The organism is Haloplanus salinarum (assembly GCF_024498175.1).
GTDB classification, from domain to species: Archaea; Halobacteriota; Halobacteria; order Halobacteriales; family Haloferacaceae; genus Haloplanus; species Haloplanus salinarum.
In genome coordinates this window covers 2,366,572-2,387,015 of sequence record NZ_CP101823.1, presented here as the reverse complement: position 1 = coordinate 2,387,015, position 20,444 = coordinate 2,366,572, and the positions used below count along the sequence as shown (strand labels likewise).

Genomic DNA, 20,444 nt, shown 5'->3' with positions numbered 1-20,444 from the left:
GGTGTATTGCGGACATAAACCTTGTGGGCGAGCGGTCCGTCACCCGACGGTTCGACGCGTCGGATCGCCAGACAGCGGCGGTGTCCTCGGCGACCGGCCGCCGTCCGACGTGCGTCTGCCGTCCGTCAGCGATCCGCGAGGTAGTCCCCGAGGGTCCGCAGGTCGCTCTCGCTCACGTCGAACGCCTCCACGTCGTTGTGATCGGTCGTGTTGTCGAACTGGAGCGAGCGGTACTGGTCGGCGCCCATCGGCGCGCCGGGGAGCGATCCGAGCACCGACAGGCCGATCTTGGCCAGGCCCATCGGGACGGGGATCACCGTCGCGGATCGGCCTTCGCTCCCGTGGACAGTCCGCGCGACCTCGGCGAGCGTGAGTCGCTCCGGACCGCCGATCTCGTAGATGCCGCCGTCGTAGGCTTCGTCCTCGAGCCCGTCCGCGAGGATGGGCGCGAGGTCACCGATCCAGACGGGCTGGAAACGCGTCTTCCCGCCGCCCGGCAGGGGGGTGAAATACGGCGGGGCGAGCTTCTTCGTGAAGGGGACGAACTCACCGCCGTCACCGAAGATCACCGACGGCCGGAAGATGACGTAGCGCAGCGACGACGACTTGACGATCTCCTCCGCGGCGCCCTTGGCACGGATGTACGCCGTCGCGCCGTTCGGGTCCGCGCCGAGCGCGCTCATCTGTAGGATCTTCTCGACGCCCGTCTCCTCGGCCGCGCGCACGACGTTCTCGGTCCCCTGGCGATGGACGCGGTCGTGCATCTCGTCGCCCCCGGAGGGCTTGAACAGCGGCGAGAGCGCGACCAGATTGACGACCGCGTCCATCCCCTCCATGGGTTCGACCAGCGAATCGTACGCGGTGACGTCCCCCATCGCCTTCTCGACGCCGCCGGGCAACTCGCCCTCGCTCGGCCGTCGCGCGAGCGCCGTCACTGAGTGGCCCCGCGATTTCAACTCGCGACACAGGTGTCGGCCCACGAACCCGGTCCCGCCGGTTACAAGAATCTTCATAGCCGATACATATCCGCGAATCGACCTAAAGCTAACGCGCTGTGAACCGTTCGCACGGCGCACATCGCCACCGCGCCGCGATCTTCGGTCATATCAACGACGGAATACGATGGGCGACGGACGCCGCGACGGACCCCGACCGTTAACCACCCTCGCTCCGGTAGCACGGGTATGCTCATCACGCTGGAGGGACTCGACGGGAGCGGCAAGACGACGGCCTGGCGGGCGCTCCGCGACCGTCACCCCGAGGCCGTGTTCACGCGCGAACCGACCGACTCCTGGTACGGGGAGGTCGTCGCCCGCTCCATCGACGACGACGACGCCGATCCGCTGGCCGAACTCTTCCTCTATATGGCCGACCACGCCGACCACCTCGACCGGGTGATCCGCCCCGCGCTCGCCGACGGCTCGCTCGTCGTCTCCGATCGCTACTCGGATTCGCGGGTGGCCTACCAGGCGGCGACGCTCGCCGACTCGTCGATTCCCGACCCCTTCGCGTACGTGCGCTCGATCCACGACCCCGTCTCCCGTCGGCCGGACGCGACGCTCTACCTCGACGTCGACCCCGAGACGGCCGCCGAGCGCAGCGGCCGGACGAACAAGTTCGAACGGGTCGCCCACCTCCGAAAGGTCCGCGACGGCTACGAGCGACTGCTCGACGCGGACCCCGAGCGGTTCGTCCGCATCGACGCCGACCGGCCGCAGGCGGCCGTCCTGGACGACGTGACGGCCGCCGTCGACCGGCTGGTCGACTAGCCTGTCGTGTCGGGCAGTTCGTACTCGTCGGGCGCGGGCACGTACAGCACGTCGATGGTCGCACCGAGGATCGTCGGGAGGCCGACCATCAGGCCGATCACGGCCCCCGCGCTCCCGAGATCGACGCCGACGCCGAGGCTGAACGCGACGATGGTCGTGATCACGAGTGCGACCGGCACCAGCAGGGCCGTGTACACGACCGGCCCCCACCGGGTGCGAAGTTGGATGCGGAAAAAGCGGGTCATGACCGCCGCGACGAGGGTGTTACCCACGAAGACGGCGCCCATCAGGGCGAAATCCAGAAGCGTCGCCATGGCGGACGTGGGGTCTCGACCGGCTTTGCCCTGTCGCTTCTACTGTCCCCGCGCCCGGTCGATCAGTTGCGCCGCCGTACCCGTATACTCGTATCCCGGGATGATCCCTTGGACGTAGGTGCCCTCGACGTAGTTGACGACCGCGGCGGCGTCGTCGACACCCCGTCGCTCGTCGATGTCGGTGAACGTCAGCTCGACGATCACCGCCTCCTCGGTCAGCCGCACCGTCGGGTCGAAGTCGTGCTCCCCCCGAACGACGCCGTCGGCGTCGGCCACCCGCAACTCGAACGTCTCCAGCCACCCCTCCTCGACGACCGCCGCCACGTCCTCCTCGACGGCCGCCGAGAGCGACGGCGCCCGGACCGTCAGGTCGTACTCGATCCGCCCGTCGACCTCGCGTGCCTCCACCACCGCGTCGAAGGGTGTCGTCGTCGCCTCGAACCGCCCATCGTCGACGCGGTCGAAGTCCGCGTGGTCGCGAAACGCCCGCGTCGCCCGGGATGCCTCGGTCATGTCCCAAGGGAGGGCGTGAGCGGCAAAAAGTCCCCCGTGTCGCCCCGGCGGGCGCTTTCGGCTCCCCGCCCGCCCTGCCGCCGGCGGCACGCTTAAGTTTCTCCCCCCGTTTGGTTCAGGTGACGCTTCGTCTGGAGGGCCGAAGCGTCAGCGGGGACCAATTCAGGGCGGCAAGCGATCGTACGGACCCCTCTTTCCCCGTACGTCGCTTTTCGCTTTCGTACGACGCCACGGAGCTACTGCCACCTCGACGCCGAACCACGTCACCCTTTCCGTGTGAGGGAGGGGATTCGAACCACGGTCGTTTCACTCCCTGATTCGAATCCCCTGGACGCACGGCACGCTCCTCACGTTCGGTCGAAGACAGTGAGAGGGGATTCGAACCACGGTCGTTTCACTCCCTGATTCGAATCCCCTGGACGCACGGCACGCTCCTCACGTTCGTTCGGAGCGGCAGTGCGAGGGAGGGGATTCGAACCCCCGAACTCCTTCGAGAGCGGGTCTTAAGCCCGCCGCCTTTGGCCCGGCTCGGCCACCCTCGCCCGGGTCCCCGTTCCCCGCACCGCCGCAAGTGGCTTTCGATACCCTACGCCTGCTCCTCGAACTCGACCGACGCACCGAGGATCTCCGCCAGCGACTCGACGGTGTCCTGGAGCTCCTCGATCCGTCGCTCCTGGCGGTCCATCCGGTCGACCATCCCCTCGACCGACCGTTCGAGCGTCGTCAGCTCCTCGTCGAGGTCCTCGGGAACGTCCGACGACAGCGCCTCGACCGCGTCGAGGATCTCCTCGCCCTCCGCGGCCGCCACCAGTCCGTGCTCGGACGGGTTCGTCAACATCCGCCGGTGCGAGAGGATCGCCTCCGAGACGCTCTCGCTCCCGTCGGGCAACGTGATCGTCAGCGGCTCCGCGTCGGCGGTGTCGTCCGCCGCCTCGTCGGCGTCCACCGACTCGCTCCCCGACTCGTCCGCGTCGACGACCGTCGCCGTCGCCTCCGCCTCGTCGGCGTCGAGCGTTCCGTCCGCCTCGGTTCGGCCCGCGTTCATGGGGTCCACGTCCATGGTTCCGATACGGAGCCCGCCGATCATAAACCATCGTCAGACAATAATAACGAAATTGTCACTTATGCCGCGGGAGCGACGTCGGTTCACTCAGCCGGGTAGTGGTCGCGTTCGACCCGGCGGTCGAACGCCGTCGCGAGGCGGTCGGTCACCGGGCCGCCGCCGACGGCCCGCCCGTCGACGGTCGCTACGGGTCGGACCTCCCACGTCGTGTTCGTCAGGAACGCCTCGTCGGCGTCCCTCACCGCGTCGACGCCGTACCGTCCCGTCTCGACGGGGACGTCCAGATCCGCCGCCAGGTCGAGGACGACACGCCGAGTCACCCCGGGCAGGATCGGTCCGGACAGGGACGGCGTCCGTAGGACACCGTCGTCGATGAAGAAGACGTTGCTCGTCGCCCCCTCGGCGACGAACCCGTCGACGTCGCGGACGAGGGCCTCGTCGGCGTCGGTCCCCCGTAGCTCCAGTCGGGCCAGTATCCCGTCGAGGTAGTTGTGGGTCTTGGCGGCCGCGGGCATCGACGCCTCCGGGATCCGCCGGCGTTCGACCGTCCGCACCGTGGCCGGACCGTCCCACACCGGTTCCCCGTCGACGCCGCCCCGGGGGAGCGGTTTGACGACCACGACCACCGTCGGATCCACCTCGGAATCGGGGGTGAGCTTCCCGGTCTGGACCCCCCGCGTTACCGAGACCCGAACGTAGGCGTCCGCGAGGTCGTTCGCGTCGAGCGTCGCCGCGACGCGCTCCCGGAGGTCCTCCGGGACGGCCCCGCCCATCCCGAGGGTCTCGCAGGTGTCGACGAGACGGTCGCGGTGGGCCGCCCACTCGAAGACCGTTCCGCCGTAGGCCCGGCAGGTCTCGAAGCCGGCGTCGCCGTAGCGGAACCCGCGGTCGTCGACCCGAACCGTCGCCTCCGTCGCGGGCACCAGCCGACCGTTCACGTGGTACTGCATCGATCCAGGAAGTTGCGGACGAGTTGCTTGCCGTCGTCGGTCAGGATGCTCTCCGGGTGGAACTGAACGCCGACGTGGGGTTTCGACCGATGGCGGACGCCCATCACGACGCCGTCCTCGTCGTCGGTGTGGGCCGTCGGCTCCAGGGCCGACGGGACGTCTCCGGTGTCGACCGAGAGCGAGTGGTACCGCCCCACCTCGATCCGGTCGGGGAGGCCGGCGAACACCCCTCTGCCGTCGTGGTGGACGGTCGAGCGCTTGCCGTGGACCACCGCCGGGGCGTGGCGGACCTCGGCGCCGTGGACCGCACACAGCGCCTGGTGGCCAAGACAGACGCCGAGCGTGGGGTACTCCAGGTCGGCGAAGATCGGCATCGACACGCCCGCCTCCGCCGGCGTTCCCGGACCGGGCGAAACGACGACGGCGTCCGGGTCGATCGCCTGGATCCCCGCGAGGTCGACTGCGTCGTTCCGGCGGACGATCACCTCGTCGGCCGCCTCGCCGACGTACTGGACCAGGTTGTACGCGAAGGAGTCGTAGTTGTCGACGACCAGGACCCGCGTCACCGGGCACCCACCTCCACGTCCATCTCGGCGTCGTCACCGATGGCGGTGTCGACGGCGGTGATCAGCGCCCGCGCTTTCGCCAGCGTCTCGTCGTACTCGCGGTCGGGCACCGAGTCGTGGACGACGCCGCCGCCGACCCGCAGGTGGTACTCGTCGCCGTGCCGGACCAGCGTCCGGATGATGATGTTCAGCGTCGCCCGGCCGTCGAACCCCACCGCCGCCATACTCCCCGTGTACGGGCCGCGGCGGTGCCGTTCCACCTCGTCGATGATCTCCATCGTCCGCGGTTTGGGCGCGCCCGTGATCGTCCCGCCGGGGAACGCCGCGCCGATGGCGTCACCCAGGTCACAGTCGTCACGGAGTTGCCCCGACACCGTCGAGACCAGGTGGAACACCTCGGAGTAGCGGTCGATCCGGCGGTACTCGTCGACCGTGACCGATCCGTACTCGCTCACCTTCCCCAGGTCGTTGCGTTCGAGGTCGACCAACATCGCGTGTTCCGCCCGCTCTTTCTCGTCGTTCCGGAGGTCGGCCCGCAGGCGGCGGTCCGCCGCCGCGTCCTCGCCGCGCGGCCGCGTGCCGGCGATGGGTTCGGTCTCCAGGCGGTCGCCCGCCCGATCCAACAGGAGTTCCGGGCTCGCGCTCACCAGGTCGACGCCCGGGAACTCGATCAGTCCCGAGTACGGCGCCGGGTTCACCTCCCTGACCGCGGCGAAGGCCTCGACCGGATGGACCGCCGCCGGCGCGGTCAGCCGGTGGGAGACGTTCGCCTGGAAGGTGTCGCCGTCGCGGATGTACTCCTTGACCCGCCGCACCCGGTCGCCGTACGCCCCCCGCTCGCAGGAGCTCTCGAACGTGACCGGTCCCGTGGTCGGCGGCGGGGCCACCGACGGGTCGCCCGTCCGCGCCGCCGCCGCGAGGTCGAGCGCGCGGTCCACCCCCGCCTCGTAGGCGGCGTCGGGGTCGTCGTCGACCCGCGGCGTCGCGACGAGCCGCAGCGTCGACTCGCCCGCCCGCCACGCCGCGAGGCAGGTGTACCGGGCGAGCTGGAGGCGTGGCAGCCCCCGGTCGTCGACGGTCGTCGCCGGCAGATCCTCGATCTCTCGGGCGACGTCGTAGGAGAGCCACCCGAAGAAGCCGCCGGGGTACGGCACCGTACAGTCCCCACGCGCCAGCGACTCCGACGCGACCAGGTCCGTGATCGCCGCCAGCGCCCCGTCGTCGCCGACCTCGTGGACGACGTCGGGATCGACGCCGAAGTATCCCCATCCCGGCTGTCCGCCGCCGGTCTCGAAGAACACCGAGGGCGCCTCCCCGCGTGCCCGGCGGTAGGCCATGAAGGGATCGACATCGAGGGTCACCTCGACGGGCACGCGCGTCCCCGCCGTCGCCCCCGCGGCCGCCGCGTGGAAGGCGTCGCGCGACGTCTCGACCGTCGGGCTCACGGGCCCACCCTCCGGCGCCTCGGCTCGACCGGTCGATCGCTCGCCGTCGTCCCTGCCCGCTCAGTGCTCCACATCCACGGACGTCAGGCGCACGTCTTCGGTCGGCTGGTCGTTCGGATCCGTCCGCACGGCCCCGATCTCCTCGACGACGTCCATCCCGTCGACGACCTCGCCGAAGACGGCGTGGTCGCCGTCCAGGTGCGGTTGGGCGTCCAGCGTGATGAAGAACTGCGAGCCGTTGGTGTCGGGGCCACGGTTCGCCATCGAGAGGACACCCGGGCCGTCGTGACGGAGTTCGTCGTGGAACTCGTCGTCGAACGTGTAGCCGGGACCCCCGCGGCCGGTGCCGGTCGGATCGCCACACTGGAGCATGAACCCGGAGATGATCCGATGGAAGGGAACGTCGCTGTAGAGCGGATCGGTTCGCTTCTCGCCCGTCTCGGGGTCCTCCCAGGCGCCCGTCCCGGCTTCGATCGGCGCGTCCGGATCGTCGGTGCCTTCCGCCAGGCCGACGAAGTTCTCGACGGTTCGCGGCGCCCGATCGGCGAACAGTTCGACCGTGATGTCCCCGTGTGTCGTCCGCAGCGTCGCGGTGGGATCGCTCATACACGTCCCTGGCGGCCCGTCGGGATAACGTTGCTGACCGCGCGACCGGTCATACGGTTATTGTAAGTCATTACCGGTGGTTCGCCCAGCGTCCGGTGAACCACCGGTGAACAGTTACAATAATCCGTATCAGTCCCCGTCGCTCGGCGTGGGTGTCGGCGTCGCCGTCGGCGTGGGGGTCGACGCCGGCGTCTCGGTCGGCGTGGCTGTCGGCGTCGCCGTCGGCGTTCGCCCGGTGTCTCCTTCAGTCCCGCCTGCCGGTTGGTGATCGCCGTCGAGCATGAACTCCACGAGGTAGGCGATGAACGCCTCGTTGTCGGCGACGTTGAACCGATCCCCGCGCAGGAAGGTCTTGTCGCCGAGCAACACCGTGTTCTCCGTGCGCACCGCGACCGGATACTCGCCGGTCACCTCGTCGCTCCCGGACTTGTGGGTGTTCGGGGCGCTCCGCAGGAGGACCGTTCCCCGCTGGGTGGTGACCGACGCCGCCGTGTACATCGTCACCCGCTCGACGCCGTCCACTCCGCCCCCTCCCGTCGGCCGGGCGACGATGTGTTTGAACGTGCCGTCGGCGTGTTCCTGGTTGTAGAGGTACTGCGTGTCGACGCTCATCCCGTACGCGGAGGCGAGCGTCGTGAGGCGGCTCTCCTGGTTCTGGATCGAGGTGCCGAGGAGACTGCTGCTGATCGCGGTCCGGTCCGGTTCGCCGACCATCACCAAATGCCCGCCGTTGCCCGTGAACTGCCGCACGTCGTCGACGTCACCCGGGAGGTACTCCGACCCCGGATCGATCACGAGGAAGACGTCGGCGTCCTCGAGACGGCTCGCCAGGTCACCGTCGCTGTAGAACTCGACGGTGAACCCCTGTCGGATCAGCGCGTCCACGAGCGGTTCGATGTCCGCCCGGGAGAACCGGTTGGCGTGTCCCCGATCGATGAGGACCGTCCCGTTCGTCGTGGGGTCGGCCCCCGACACGTCGATGGTCCCCGTCGCGGGGAGCGGGTCGGGCGCGACGCTTTCGGGCGCGTACTCGGGGTTCTGGAGCGTCTCGTCGCCGCCGTCGTCGGACGAGAGGAGCGTCGGCCCGACGCTGGCGACGGCCACCACGACGGCCACCGTCAGGAGCAGTACGGCCAGCCGCTTGCCCACCTCACGCAACCACATGGGTCCCTCCCGGAGCCGCCGCGGCGGCCGGCCTTGTCCGGTTGTCGACGTCCCGCTCCGTGCCGTTCGTCCGCGGGGCCGGCGAGTCCGCGTCGTCGTTCGCCGTGTCGAGATACGTCGCGGGCACCATCAGGAAGACGGGGCCGCCGGGGTCCTCGCCGTAGAGGTACTCCGCCGAGACCATCTCCTTGTCCGGCGCGGTCGACGCGAGGTAGTTCGACCGCGAGAGGAACCGCGCGGTGCCGTCCGGTCGCATGACACGCACGTCGTAGTTGTCGAGCCCGGCTTCGTCGGCCGCGTGTTCGACCGCCGCCTGCCGCCCGCCGATGGAGTCGGCGAGGCCGTTGCGGACCGCCTGAGTGCCGCTGTAGATGCGGGCCTGTTCGACCTCGGTGCGGGTCAGCTCCAGCCGGTCGCCGCGCTGTTCGAACACGGCGCCGATGAAGGCATTACCCAGGGATTCCAGGATGTAGTTGAACTCGCGCTCGTCGCCGCCGGTCAGCTTGTTCGGCCCCGTGGTGGCGACGAGGTCCGTCGGTTCGAGCGGCTGTGGTGCCGTCGCCAACACCCCCACGCTCCCGACGGTCGAGGCCGGCTTGGTGTAGATGCGGTCGCTCGGCGCGATGGTGTAGTACGCGCCCGAGGCCGCCGCGGCGTCGACGCTGGTCACGAGCGGCATCTCCGCGGCCGTTCGCTTGGTCTGCAGGTACAACTCCTCGCTCGCGGCGGCGCCACCACCCCCGCTGTTTACGAGCAACACGACTGCCTTCACGTCGGGGTCGTTCCGGGCCTGCTGAAGCATCGCCGTGACCGACGCGGAGGTCGACCCGTCGATGGTGCCCGCGACCGGGACGACCGCGACCGTCCCCTCCGAGGACGTGGCGTTCCACGCGACGGGGGCCAGCGCGAGTCCCACGACGACGCCCACGGCCACGAACAGCACGTACGACCGTGCGATCCGTGACAGGAGGGCGCGGGTTCTGTTCGCCATGGGTGGGTGTTGGCTCACCACTACAAAAAACGTCGGCCGACCGGTCAGCGACCGGGAAGTTCGGACAACAGCTGGACGCCGCGGATCGCGCTCGCCTTGGCCGCCGCCCGCCCTCTGAGCGCGCCGACCTTCGCGTAGTAGCCGCTCTTTCGCGCCGTGCCCACCGCGTAGTGGTGTGCCGAGGCCGGGATCGGCTGTCGGCGGCCGCGCATCCGCATCGACCCCTCGCGGACCGCCTTCAGGACCGACTCCCCGTCGAGGTCCGCGCGGTCGACGCCCTCGATGACGAGTTCCGTGTACGCCCGGCCCACGTGGGGCACCGAGTGGGCGTCGCTGGCGGCGAGCGCCGGGTAACCGTTCTCCGTCGCGAACCGCCGCGCCCGTCGGTTCCGGAAGCCGGTGAACAGCCACGAGTTGAACACCTCGATCGCGTCACAGTCGACGAGGTGGCGCCGCGGGATCCCGTGTCGCGAGCGCTGGAACGGGTGGGGAACGACGGCTACGCCACCGTGGTCCCGGACCCAGTCGATCGTCTCGTCGAGCGGTGCGCGTCGGGGCGGCATCTCCGAGACGCCGATGGCCAGCAGGTGGCCCACCGACGTCGACACCTCCACGCCGGGGATACCGAACAGGCCGTACTCCGGGGCGAGTTCGGCCGCCCGGACCGACTCGTGGATCACGTCGTGATCGGTGACGACGATCCCATCCAGGCCGATTTCGGCCGCCTGCTCCAGTAGCAACTCGACGGGGTCGTGGCCGTCGTAGGAGGCCGACGAGTGGACGTGTGGATCGATTCGGATCGTCGTCTGGCTCACACGCCACGTTCGGCGGGTGGAAGGATAAGCCTCGCGGCTCTACTCGGCGGCGACGCCGCGGGTGGCATCGAGGACGTCACGCACCGCCGCCTTCTGGTCGTCGTCCAGTTCGACCAGCGGCGGTCGCACCGCGTCGTCGTCGATGACGCCCCGTTCGACCAGGATCGTCTTCGTCGTCGGCGCGAAGCCGAACTCGAGGGAGGCGTTGAACAGGGGCGCGATGTGGTCCAACTGGAGGTCGCGCGCACGGTCGAGGTCGTTCGCCGCCGCGTCGATCGTCTCCGCCATCATGCCGGGGAAGTAGTTCGTCACCGCGTTGATCCCGCCGGTGGCGCCCATCGAGATGGCGGGAACGAGCTGGCTGTCCCAGCCCTGGAACAGGTGGAAGTCCTCGCCCGTCCGGCGGATGATCTCCAGAAGGTGTGTCAGGTCGCCGCTGGTGTCTTTCATCCCCGCGAGGTCCGGGTGGTCCGCGACCGCCTCGATCAGATCGGCGTCGATCGTCTGGCCGACACAGGAGGGAATGTTGTAGAGAATCAGGGGCAGTTCCGTCTCCGCGAGGACCGCGCGGACGAACCGTTCGTTGCCGCCCGCACCGTTCTCGCCGTGGAAGTACGGCAGGACGACGAGGACGGCGTCGGCACCGCAGTCGGCCGCGATGTCGATCCGTTCGAGCGTGCCGGCGACGCTGGTGTGACCGGCACCGGGGAGGACCGGCGCGCCGTCGGCGGCGTCGACACTCGCGGAGACGACCGTCTCGTACTCGTCGAGCGAGAGGCTGGCGAACTCGCCGGTCGTCCCACAGGGGATGAGGCCGTCGGCCCCGTTCGACAGGACGAACTCCGAGAGATCCGCCACCGCCTCGGCATCGACCGAGCCGTCCGAGAAGGGCGTGACCGTCGGGACCAGCGTCGTTCCGTACTCCGAATCCGCGGGTGCGGTAGGCATAGGTGTCGGTTCGACACCCGCCCAGTTAGGCGTTCCCCTGTGGCTCGGGATCGGTCCCGCGGCCGCCCAGCAGGGGCGAGAGCCGCTCCGCGAGGCCGTCGAGGACGATCAGCGTCGGCGGGAGCGTCGCCAGCGCGGCCACGAGCGTCAGGAAGATGACGCCGACGGTCAGGTAGCCGAAGTCGGCGAGGATGGGGAACGGCGACAGCGTCAGCGCCGAGAACCCGAACACGGTGGTCATCCCCGAGACGGAGATGGCCTTGCCGACGCGGGTGGCGGCCGTCTCGACGGCGTCGAGTTTGCTCACGCCCACCTGCGTTTTCTCCTCGTAGTACCGCTCCATCACGATGATGGTGTACTCGGCGCCGATCCCGACGGTCATGGCGCCGAGGGAGGCACCCAGCGGCGAGACGGGGATGTCCAGCGCCGCCATGTAGAGGTTCTGCCACCCGATGACGAAGAGCATCGGCACCAGCGGGGCGACCGCTTTCACGAGGTTCCGGTAGTACGCCAGCAGGAGGCCGAAGACGAACAGGACCCCGAGCCCCGTCGTCACGTTCCGGCTCTCGATCTGCTCGACGACCGACGGCGGCGTGATCGCCGCCGTCCCCGTGAGGGTCGCATCGACGCCCGGCGGCGGGTTGCTGAACCGGATCGCGTCCTGGACGTTCGAGATGAACGAGAGCGTCTGGTCGGTCGACATGTCCTGGGCGCCGATGACCGTGATGTGGGCTACGCCGTCGTTGTAATACTGGGCCCGCTCGCGTTCGGGCACCGTCGACAGGACCCGCTCGACGCCCGCCTGCGTCTCGGGGATCTCCCCCCCGTTGTGCTCCGCGACGAGCGTCGCCGGCGAGTCGATACCCTCGATCAGTGGCGCGCCAACGGCCACCCGCTCGAAGCGTTGCATCCAGTGTAACACCTCCGGATGGGTGAGTTCGCCCCCCGTGACGAGCACGTCGTACTGCACGGCGGACCCCCCGCCGGTCTGGGAGCGAAACTGCTGGAGGTCGACGTACGCCGGCAGGTCCTGCGGGACGAACTCCTCGGTATCGGCGAGGGTGTCGAGCCCCTGGCCGGCCTGGAAGCCGGCGCCCATCAACAGCAGCGCGACGAGGAGGACGATACCCGGGTTGGCCGCGAGCGTCCGGGAGGTCCGCCCGAGCATCCGGCCGAAGGCACCGACCCGGTCGGAGTCGGTCGGGTCGGTCGGGTCGGTCGTTCCCCCCTCCGGCCCGTCACCGTCGCCGTCGCCGTCACCGTCGCCGTCGCCGTCGAAGTCGTGGTGGTCGAGTTCGCCGACGCCGCGCCGGCGGAACCGCGCGTACAGCGTCAGGATCGGGAGCAGGACCAGGATGCCCGCGAGGAACGTGAGCAGGACCCCGAACATCGAGGTCTGGGCGAACCAGACGAACGCGGGCGTTCCGACCGTCGAGATCCAGGTCGCCCCGAACCCGAGGGCGGCGGCGAGCATCGCGACGAACACCGGCGGGCCGATACCTGACAGCGCTTGCGGTAGCGCCTCGCGTGGCGGTGCCGACTCCAACTCCTCCTCGTAGCGTTCGTGGAACTGCACGGAGTAGTCGATGCCGAGGCCGATCAGGATGGGGAACACGGAACTCGTCAGCGTCGAGTTGGGGATGCCCGCGTACCCGATGGCGCCGAACGTGTAGAGCACGCCCGTGAACACCGCGACGATGGGGAGAAGCCGCAACCGCACGCCCCGGAAGAGGAAAAAGAGGGCGACGATCATCAGCCCCACCGCCAGGCCGAGCAACTGGTTCGTGCTCTGGCCGATGAGCTCCGATAGTTGGGCCGAGAAGGCCGCGGAACCGGTGATGATCACGTCGACGCCGGCGGGGAAGCGCGCCCACTCCTCGGCGGCCAGCGCCTCCGTGTAGATGGGGCGCTCCTCGGGCTGTGTGAGGCCGGGTTCGAACACCACCCGCACGAACGTGACGTCGGGGGAGCCGAGGACGCGTTCGATCTTCGCCTGCGAGTCGGGGATGCGCCCGTACTCCTCCCTGACGGGGTCCGCCGGACTGGTGACGTAGGCGACGTCCGCCACGCTCGACATCCGGTCGTCGAACCTGGCGACTGCTCTGAGCGTCGCCGGATCGGTCGTCTCACCCCGGAGCAACACCGAGATCGAGCCCCGGTCGAACGCGTCGTTGTACGTCTCCAGGGTGGGGTTGTCGCCGGTGAACGCCTGATCCCCGGTGACGCTCGTGATCTGTGCCGCACCGCCGAGCGCGGCGAACAGCAACACGGCCGCGATCAGGAGCGTGGCGACCGGATGGGCCTGAATCTCGTGACCGATCGTGCGGAACACCGATCGCAGCGCGTCCATCTCAGTCCACCTCCGACCGTCGACGGCCTTCGGTGCTCGCGGTCGCGACCGTCGACGTTCCGTTCATCGTCGGCGGTACCACACGCCGCCGCCGATCACGAGCAGCAGGACCACGCCCAGGGCGATGGGGACGACCGGCGGGCCGCCGGACGGTTCCTCGACGCCGACGCCGATGGCTATGCCGTCCGTGAACTCGGTGTCGCCGTCCGATTCGTCGTACCGGACCTCGATCGACGCGGCGTACTGCTTGGGGAGGGCGTCGCTCGTCGCGCTGATCCGGAACGTGGCCGTGGTGGTGTCGCCCGGCTGCATCGTCCCGAGGTAGGCCCCGTCGTCGGACGACGAGAGCGGGTCGCTCGTGAACAGTTTGGCGTTGACCGCCGAGATGGGGTCGTCACCGACGTAGCGCACGTCCGCGCTGAGGCGTGCCGTCCCGCCCGGGGTCACCGACGTCTCGACGTCCGTCACCTCGAACCGGTCGCGCTCGGCGCCGATGGCCAGCGTCTTGCGGAGCGGGTTCGCGGCCGTCCGCACGTCGCCGTCGGCGTTCTCGTACTCCACCTCGAAGGCAAAGGAGTTCGAGCCGGGTTCGGCTTCGCTGGGGATGGCCGCCGTGAAGTTCACCGGCGCGGACTCGCCGGGGTCGAGCGTCCCGACCGCCGTCTCGCCGTTCGTCGGCGCCACGATACCCTGACCGCTCATCCTGACGACCACGTTCCGCGCGACGGCGGGACCCGTGTTGACGATCCGTCCCGAGATCCGTGCCTCGGACTCGTCGACCCGGAAGTTCCGCGTCTTCAGCCCCTCCATCGAGAAGGTGCGCTCGGGACGGACCCGCACCCCGGCGGTCAGCGTATCCGACTCACGCCCGATGTCGCTCTCGTCACGGTAGGCGACGACGGCATCGACCGGGTAGTTCCCCGGCGAGAGGTCGTCGGTCGCGCCCACCTGAACCGACACGCGCTCGGTCTCGCCCGGCGCCAGGCTCTCGACGAACACTCCGTTCTCCGCCGACGGAGCGGCGGGACTCCCGAAGTAGAGCCCCGAGGCCCGGGAAAAGAGTCGGATCGTCGCGTTCCGTGCCGTCTGGCTCCCGGTGTTTTCGATCGTGAACGCCATCGAGCCGGTGTCGCCGGCGAACAGCTCGTTCGATCCCTCCGAGACGATGTCGAACGTGGACGTCTCCTCGATCCGGATCGTCAGGTCGACCGTCCGCTCCTTGTCGAGCCAGACGTACTCGGTCTCGCTCGGCGCCGACACCGATCCCTCGTAGATCACCGCCCGGGCGTGGCGGTAGGTGACCTCGACCGGGACGGTGTAGCTCCCCGGTTCGGCGTCACCGATCTCCAGGTCGAAGCCGAACTCGGCGGCGCCGCCCGGCCCGATGCTCCCGGCCGTCACCGTCCCCGACTTCACCTCGATCGGCGCGTTTATCCGTCCCTCTTGCACGTCCATCTGGACGCTCCGTGCGGTCTGAACCTGGTCCTCGAAGCGGCCGACGCCGCCGTCCTCGATGTTCCCGTCGTTGGTGGCGACGACGGTGAGCCTGGCCTCCTCGTTCGGCCCGAACGTGTCGTCGGCGACGCTGTAACTCAACTCCGGGTTTCCCGTGACGACGCTCGACGCGGTGCCGGGGACTACCGGTGCGACCACCAGCAGGCCGACGACCGCCAGGATCGTGATCCGTCTCATGGTCGCACCTGCGGTCGGCCGATGATAACGATGACGATTACCAGAATAAAACGAAAACGTAGTTAAACGGAAACAGGGTTTTTCAGCGTTTGAGACGACGGAGAGCGCCGCTCGTCGCAGTTCGCTCAGTAGGAGAATTTGACCACTCGGTCAGTGTCGCCATCGACGAGCCGCAGCGACTCGTGGTCGTTGTCGAGCACCGGGGTCGTGGCGTCCCAGTACAGGTGGCCCTCCCGGTTCCGTCCGGCGCCGACGTGGAGCACCAGCCGCTCGCCCGGGCGGAGTTCCCGGCCGTCGAAGAAGAAATACCGGTTGCCGTCGTCGTCGGCGAGGTGCCAGTCCGAGAGATCGACCGTCGTCCGACCGGCGTTCTCGACGACGACGTACTCCTCGGCCAGCGAGTCGGCGTCGTCGCCGGGCGGGTTCGGGCGCACCGCGGCGATCCGAACCCCCGTGGCGTTGGGTCCTCGGAGCGGGCGGTCGTTGGTGACGACGCCACACGACCAGAGACCCCGCTTCGCGCTCCGTGCGGCCTCCTCCGCGTCGGCGTACCGGTCGTCGGTGGCCCGTGCGTGACCGCGCTCGACGACCCGGCGGTTGATCGATCGCCCGTCCGCGTGTAGGACCGCGACGGGGCCGGCCGGCCGGTCCGTGACGGCCTCGACGGTCACCGACTCGCCCACGAGCGTCCGCAACGACACCAGCGCCCGCCGCCCGTGGTCGGCGAGACACGTCCGGCCCCGACTTCCGGTCACGACGCCGTCGAACCGCTCGGGAGCGTCGCCCCCGACCCCCGGTGCGTCGACGCCGGCGAGGCGAACCGTCCGGCGACTTCCGGACGCCGTGCGGTAGGTGATCCGGTCGCCCGACGCGGCGGCGACGACGGTGGCTGTCGCCGTCGCGTTCACGCTCCCCGTCGCCGTCAGCGGGTCCGCCGCCCGTCCCTCGACGGTCGTCAACGGATCCCCGCTCGCGTTCGCGCTCGCGTCCGTCCCGTCCGCGGTGCCGGCGCCGGCGCCGGGGGCGGCGGGCACCGCCACCGCGAGCGCACCGCCCACGGCCAGCAGGGCGACGCCGCCGACGAGCGCTCGCCGACTGTCGACGGCGTCGACCCTGGCCACGGCGTACGCGCCCGTGCCGATGAGGAGTGCGATGCCGAACGCGACGCCGGCGAGAGGGAGCATGGATACGATGCCGGCTGGTGCCGGGATAGCGGGTGTCGGGAACCGATCGACTTAACGATTCGCCTCGGCGGTCGCCCGCCGCTCGCCCACGACCCGCCCGTCGTCGACGATTCGGATCGTGATCGGCCGTCCCTCGGCGGTCGGCGGCAACTCGAACGTCGCCGCGAGGCGTCGGTCGGGGCCGACGCGCGTGGGCCGCTGGAACAGGAACGCGTCCGGCCCCGTCCCGGCCACCTCGACGACCACCTCGGTGGTGGGTGCGAGCGTCGTCTCGGCGCGGACGACCGTCTCGCCGCCCGCGATGGGGGGGTCGTCGGCGCTCGGCGTCACGACCGTCGCCCGCCGTTCCGTGAGTTCGACGCTCGCCGCGGCCGCCCCCGTCTCCGTGGCCAGCGGACTCACACCCCACCGGATCAGGCCGACGCCGTACCGCTCGCCCACCGAGAGCGTCGACGTGTTCACGAGCGCGTACAGGCGACCGTCCGCGTAGTGGTAGTCGACGGCGGCGAGCGGATCGACGACCGTCCGGTCGCCCGCGGCGGTCAGGCCGAGGTCGACCCCGTATCCCAGCGTGCCGCGACCCGCGACACCGTACACCACCTGCCCCTCGCGCTCGACGGTCCCGTCGACCGAGGCGCGGACCTCGTGGGGCCCCGCCCCCGACGGGTTCGTCGCCCGGTACTGCACGAGCAGCGTCTCGTTCGCGGCGAGGGTGGCGTCGGTCGCCAGGTCGATCCGCAGGGCGTCGTCGGTCGTCTCGACCGCCGTGACGGCGGACTCGAGGTCCCTCTCGACGATGCCGTCGCCGTCCACGTCGATCCCGAGGTGACGGATGTGGTCGGTCCCGACGTGATCGAACCCCCGCGGTGCGCCGGTCGCGTACTCGACGGTGACCGTCTCCGGGTCGACCGACCGGTCGGCGTCGATCCCGACGGTGTGGGTCGTCGACGCGCCCGGCGTGCTGTCGGTCGGATAGACGAGGTTCCGCCCGGGTGGTCGGGTCGACGCCAGGACGCCACCGAGGCCGCTGGCGTTGATCGCGACGACGGCGTGATCGCCGACCGCGACACGCCCCGTCTCGACTCGTTCCGTCCCGGGAACGGTGGCGGCGTCGCCGTCGAGTCGGTCCCGCGGCACGGTCGCCGCCGTCGCCGATCCGACCCCGTTCGGCTCCACGACCAGCGTCGCGGACGTGCTGTCGGTCCCCGCGACCGCGACGAGGTTGTACCGGCCCGAGGGCAACGGCCCGTCGAGGCGGTCGGTGCGGCGTCTGACCGACGTGAGGCGGTCCTCGGAGCCGACGGCGTACGCGGCCGACTCGTCCGCCGTCCAGCCGGCCCGGAACGTGTTGAGCGACACCGTCACCCGCCCGTCGCCGTCCGCGTCGGTGGCGCGGACCCGCGTGTCGTACGCCCCGTCGGGGGCGCGCACCATCAGCGTCACCCGGTCGTGGTCACCGATCCGCATCGAGAGTCGAGCCACGTCGCCACGCGGTTCCGTCGTCACCGCGTCGGCGAAGACGGGGCCGTCGGCGCCCTGTGCGGCCGCGCCGCCGCTCCCGACGCCCGCGGTGAACAGGAGGCTACAGACGACGAGTCCGACGACCGCTCGCCGGATCGCCCGTCGTCGTCGTGACTCCCTCCCCATCGTGAAAAGGTATCACATTCCACAGTAAGTATCTTCTGGAGGTCACTCAGCGGTACCGAATCCGGCGGACCGCGAGTTCGAGGTCGTACCGCTCGGTGTCCATCCAGTCCTCGTCCCGCCCGTCGCGTTCGAACCGGACCGTCTCGCGGATCCGGCGGGTTTCGTCGACCTGGAGGCCGACGTCCCCCTCGTCGTCGGTCTCCGCCCGCGGATCGAACACGAACCGGTGGACGTCCGTGGCGACGATCCGGGAGACGTCCTCGTGTTCGTACCGGACGTCGACCCGGAACTCGACGTCCCTGATCGTTCGGCCGCCGACGTTCTCCACGTCGAACCGGTAGTCGACGAACGCGACCGTCTCCAGCGGACTCCGTCGGACGGCGAGCGTGTGGTTCCGCACCTCGATGATGTCGTTCGGCAGGGGGGCGGCGGTCGACGTGGCCCTCGCCGTCGACCCGGCCGTGTCGGCGGCCGTGGGCGTCGGCGTCGGCGTCCCCGTCCGGGTCCGTGTGCCGTCGGGCGTGGTCGTCGTCGTCGGCTCCGGTTCGATGAACAACCCCGAGCAGCCGGCGAGCGACGACAGGAGCCCGACGCCGACGCCGAGGAGCGTCCGCCGTCCGACGCGGTTGTCGACCATCGACGCGGACATCGTGGGCGAACGGATTAAACCCCGCGGCACGCCGCCGGTGAAACGTTTTTCGTCGCCGGCCCCTACGTCGTCGTATGGGTTACGAGGCGGTCCTGTTCGACAACGACGGCGTCCTCGTGGAACCGATCGGTCGTTCGGTCCTCCGGCGGGCCACGTGGGAGGCCTTCGACGCCCTCGGCGTCCCCGACCCCGACCCCGACGACGTCGACCGACTCGCGGTCGGCGTCACGCCCGACCTCCTCGCGACGGTGTGCGAGCAGTACGACCTCGACCCCGAGCGGTTCTGGCGCGCCCGCGACTACCACTCCTCGCACGCCCAGCGGGCGGCGCTCCGCGACGGCCGGGCGACGCTCTACGACGACTTCGATGCCGTCCGCGCCATCGACGCCCCCCGCGGTATCGTCAGCTCGAACCAGCAGGATACCGTCGAGTTCATGCACGACTTCTTCGCCACGCGCGACCTCTTCGAGACGGCCTACGGACGCGCCCCGACGGTCCGCAGTCTGGACCGCAAGAAGCCCGAACCCTACTACCTCCGTCGAGCGCTCGCCGACCTCGACGTCGAGACGGCCCTGTTCGTCGGCGACAGCGAGTCCGACGTGCTCGCGGCGCGGGCCGCCGGCCTCGACGCCGCCTTCGTCCGCCGCCCCCACCGCGAGTCGTACGATCTGTCGGCCGAGCCGACCTACGAACTCGGCGGGCTGACCGACCTGCTCGACGTCGAGGGCGTCCCGACCCGGGGCGGGGCCTGATCGCTACGTCCGGGGGCGCCGAGGCTATGTGTCTGGCTCCCCTAGCGGGTTCCATGACCGATGACGCGACCGATCTGTCCGACGAAGAGTGGCGCGAGCGCCTCGACGAGGACGAATACCACGTCCTGCGCGAGCGTGGAACCGAACCCAAGTTCAGCGGCGACCACCTCGACCGCAAGGCGGACGGCGTCTACGCCTGTGCGGGCTGTGGCGCCACCCTCTTCGATTCGGACACCAAGTTCGGCTCCGGCACCGGCTGGCCGAGCTTCTACGACGCCGTCGAACGCGATTCGACGGGCAACCAGACAACGTCTGGTGACGCCGCCGATCACGGCTCGACGGGCAACCAGACAACGTCTGGTGACGCCGTCGATCACGGCTCGACGGGCAACCAGACAACGTCTGGTGACGCCGCCGCCGGCGGCGTGGAGCTGGAGACGGACACCCGGCACGGGATGCGGCGGACCGAGGTGCTGTGTGCCACCTGTGGCGGCCACCTCGGCCACGTCTTCGAGGACGGCCCCGACCCCACCGGGAAGCGCTACTGCATCAACTCCGTCGCGCTCGACTTCGAGCCAGAGGACTAGGTCCGCTCGCCGATGTTGACGGTGAGCACCGGCACGTCGGACATCGTCACGACCTTCTGTGAGACGCTGCCGAGCATGTTCCGCTGGTAGTCGGCCCCGTGGGTCCCCATCACGACGAGGTCGATCCCCGCCTCGTCGGCGTAGGCGAGCACCTCGTCGGCGGGGTTGCCCTTCCTGATCTCCGTCCGGACCGCGAGGCCGTCGCGCTCCAGTCGGTCCGTGACCGACGTGGTCGCCGTCTCGCCCTCGGCCCGGAGTTCGTCCTCGACGTCCGACTTCATCCCGTCCTGTAGCGTCAGGAACGAGCGGTCGTCGATCACGTACAGCACGTGGACCGTCGCGTCTCGTCGTGCCGCGATGTCGGCGGCGTGTTCGACCACCGCGTCCATCGACTCGCTCCCGTCCGTCGGGACCAGAACATCCTCGTACATCGTTCGAC

21 protein-coding genes and 1 tRNA gene are annotated in these 20,444 nt (G+C 70.0%); 3 read left to right on the top strand and 19 right to left on the bottom strand.

Features of this window, described 5'->3' with window-relative positions; translation table 11 throughout:
* Positions 1 to 125: 125 nt before the first annotated feature.
* The gene (locus NO364_RS12390) at positions 126 to 1,013 is read right to left on the bottom strand and encodes a complex I NDUFA9 subunit family protein (RefSeq protein WP_257627668.1); all 888 of its coding nucleotides are present in this window, start codon (positions 1,011 to 1,013) and stop codon (positions 126 to 128) included.
* A gap of 171 nt (positions 1,014 to 1,184) precedes the next feature.
* Between NO364_RS12390 and tmk the strand changes: the two genes are divergently transcribed.
* Positions 1,185 to 1,769, top strand: a complete 585-nt coding sequence (tmk, locus tag NO364_RS12385) for a dTMP kinase (protein WP_257627667.1) — start codon at positions 1,185 to 1,187, stop codon at positions 1,767 to 1,769.
* Here tmk and NO364_RS12380 read toward each other — a convergent pair.
* The 17 genes from NO364_RS12380 to NO364_RS12300 form a co-directional block, all read right to left on the bottom strand.
* The gene (locus NO364_RS12380; protein ID WP_257627666.1) at positions 1,766 to 2,083 is read right to left on the bottom strand and encodes a DUF7991 family protein; all 318 of its coding nucleotides are present in this window, start codon (positions 2,081 to 2,083) and stop codon (positions 1,766 to 1,768) included. The genes tmk and NO364_RS12380 overlap by 4 nt on opposite strands.
* Before the next feature lie 39 nt (positions 2,084 to 2,122).
* Positions 2,123 to 2,596: a DUF5813 family protein gene (locus NO364_RS12375; protein WP_157690542.1), complete on the bottom strand. Its 474-nt coding sequence runs from the start codon at positions 2,594 to 2,596 to the stop codon at positions 2,123 to 2,125.
* 457 nt (positions 2,597 to 3,053) lie between these two features.
* Positions 3,054 to 3,138 (bottom strand) — tRNA-Leu (locus NO364_RS12370).
* Positions 3,139 to 3,182: 44 nt separating this feature from the next.
* The gene (locus tag NO364_RS12365) at positions 3,183 to 3,656 is read right to left on the bottom strand and encodes a hypothetical protein (protein ID WP_157690543.1); all 474 of its coding nucleotides are present in this window, start codon (positions 3,654 to 3,656) and stop codon (positions 3,183 to 3,185) included.
* 86 nt (positions 3,657 to 3,742) lie between these two features.
* The gene (locus tag NO364_RS12360) at positions 3,743 to 4,609 is read right to left on the bottom strand and encodes an aminotransferase class IV (protein WP_257627665.1); all 867 of its coding nucleotides are present in this window, start codon (positions 4,607 to 4,609) and stop codon (positions 3,743 to 3,745) included.
* Positions 4,594 to 5,175 (bottom strand): anthranilate synthase component II, encoded by a 582-nt coding sequence (locus tag NO364_RS12355; protein WP_157690545.1) that lies wholly within the window; start codon positions 5,173 to 5,175, stop codon positions 4,594 to 4,596. The genes NO364_RS12360 and NO364_RS12355 overlap by 16 nt, the downstream gene beginning before the upstream one ends.
* Positions 5,172 to 6,620: an aminodeoxychorismate synthase, component I gene (pabB, locus tag NO364_RS12350; RefSeq protein WP_257627664.1), complete on the bottom strand. Its 1,449-nt coding sequence runs from the start codon at positions 6,618 to 6,620 to the stop codon at positions 5,172 to 5,174. Before pabB ends, NO364_RS12355 begins: the two co-directional genes overlap by 4 nt.
* Positions 6,621 to 6,680: 60 nt before the next feature.
* Positions 6,681 to 7,226: a peptidylprolyl isomerase gene (locus NO364_RS12345; protein WP_157690547.1), complete on the bottom strand. Its 546-nt coding sequence runs from the start codon at positions 7,224 to 7,226 to the stop codon at positions 6,681 to 6,683.
* Between the two features lie 129 nt (positions 7,227 to 7,355).
* A complete protein-coding gene (locus NO364_RS12340; protein ID WP_157690548.1) occupies positions 7,356 to 8,390 on the bottom strand; it encodes a DUF4350 domain-containing protein in 1,035 nt (344 codons plus the stop codon).
* Entirely contained in the window at positions 8,377 to 9,381 is a 1,005-nt protein-coding gene (locus NO364_RS12335; RefSeq protein WP_157690549.1) for a S49 family peptidase, read from the bottom strand. The genes NO364_RS12340 and NO364_RS12335 overlap by 14 nt, the downstream gene beginning before the upstream one ends.
* Positions 9,382 to 9,425: 44 nt before the next feature.
* Complete coding sequence (locus NO364_RS12330) at positions 9,426 to 10,196, bottom strand: CehA/McbA family metallohydrolase (protein WP_157690550.1); 771 nt, start codon at positions 10,194 to 10,196, stop codon at positions 9,426 to 9,428.
* A 39-nt stretch (positions 10,197 to 10,235) separates the two neighbouring features.
* Entirely contained in the window at positions 10,236 to 11,144 is a 909-nt protein-coding gene (locus NO364_RS12325) for a dihydrodipicolinate synthase family protein (protein ID WP_257627663.1), read from the bottom strand.
* 25 nt (positions 11,145 to 11,169) lie between these two features.
* Positions 11,170 to 13,494 carry an efflux RND transporter permease subunit gene (locus NO364_RS12320; protein WP_257627662.1) on the bottom strand — a complete coding sequence of 775 codons (2,325 nt, stop codon included), beginning with the start codon at positions 13,492 to 13,494 and terminating at the stop codon, positions 11,170 to 11,172.
* 63 nt (positions 13,495 to 13,557) lie between these two features.
* On the bottom strand, positions 13,558 to 15,186 hold the full coding sequence (locus NO364_RS12315; protein ID WP_257627661.1) for a COG1361 S-layer family protein: 1,629 nt from the start codon (positions 15,184 to 15,186) through the stop codon (positions 13,558 to 13,560).
* A 125-nt stretch (positions 15,187 to 15,311) separates the two neighbouring features.
* The gene (locus tag NO364_RS12310; protein WP_257627660.1) at positions 15,312 to 16,370 is read right to left on the bottom strand and encodes a lamin tail domain-containing protein; all 1,059 of its coding nucleotides are present in this window, start codon (positions 16,368 to 16,370) and stop codon (positions 15,312 to 15,314) included.
* Positions 16,371 to 16,421: 51 nt separating this feature from the next.
* Positions 16,422 to 18,017 carry a DUF7827 domain-containing protein gene (locus NO364_RS12305; RefSeq protein WP_257627659.1) on the bottom strand — a complete coding sequence of 532 codons (1,596 nt, stop codon included), beginning with the start codon at positions 18,015 to 18,017 and terminating at the stop codon, positions 16,422 to 16,424.
* A 46-nt stretch (positions 18,018 to 18,063) separates the two neighbouring features.
* Positions 18,064 to 18,654 carry a hypothetical protein gene (locus NO364_RS12300; RefSeq protein ID WP_157690556.1) on the bottom strand — a complete coding sequence of 197 codons (591 nt, stop codon included), beginning with the start codon at positions 18,652 to 18,654 and terminating at the stop codon, positions 18,064 to 18,066.
* 86 nt (positions 18,655 to 18,740) lie between these two features.
* Between NO364_RS12300 and NO364_RS12295 the strand changes: the two genes are divergently transcribed.
* Together NO364_RS12295 and msrB are read left to right on the top strand one after the other, a co-directional pair.
* Positions 18,741 to 19,418, top strand: a complete 678-nt coding sequence (locus NO364_RS12295) for an HAD family hydrolase (RefSeq protein WP_157690557.1) — start codon at positions 18,741 to 18,743, stop codon at positions 19,416 to 19,418.
* Between the two features lie 53 nt (positions 19,419 to 19,471).
* A complete protein-coding gene (gene msrB, locus NO364_RS12290; protein WP_257627658.1) occupies positions 19,472 to 20,005 on the top strand; it encodes a peptide-methionine (R)-S-oxide reductase in 534 nt (177 codons plus the stop codon).
* Here the strand turns inward: msrB and NO364_RS12285 are convergent.
* Positions 20,002 to 20,436 carry a universal stress protein gene (locus tag NO364_RS12285; RefSeq protein WP_157690559.1) on the bottom strand — a complete coding sequence of 145 codons (435 nt, stop codon included), beginning with the start codon at positions 20,434 to 20,436 and terminating at the stop codon, positions 20,002 to 20,004. The two genes, msrB and NO364_RS12285, sit on opposite strands and share 4 nt — an antisense overlap.
* Between the last annotated feature and the right edge of the window lie 8 nt (positions 20,437 to 20,444).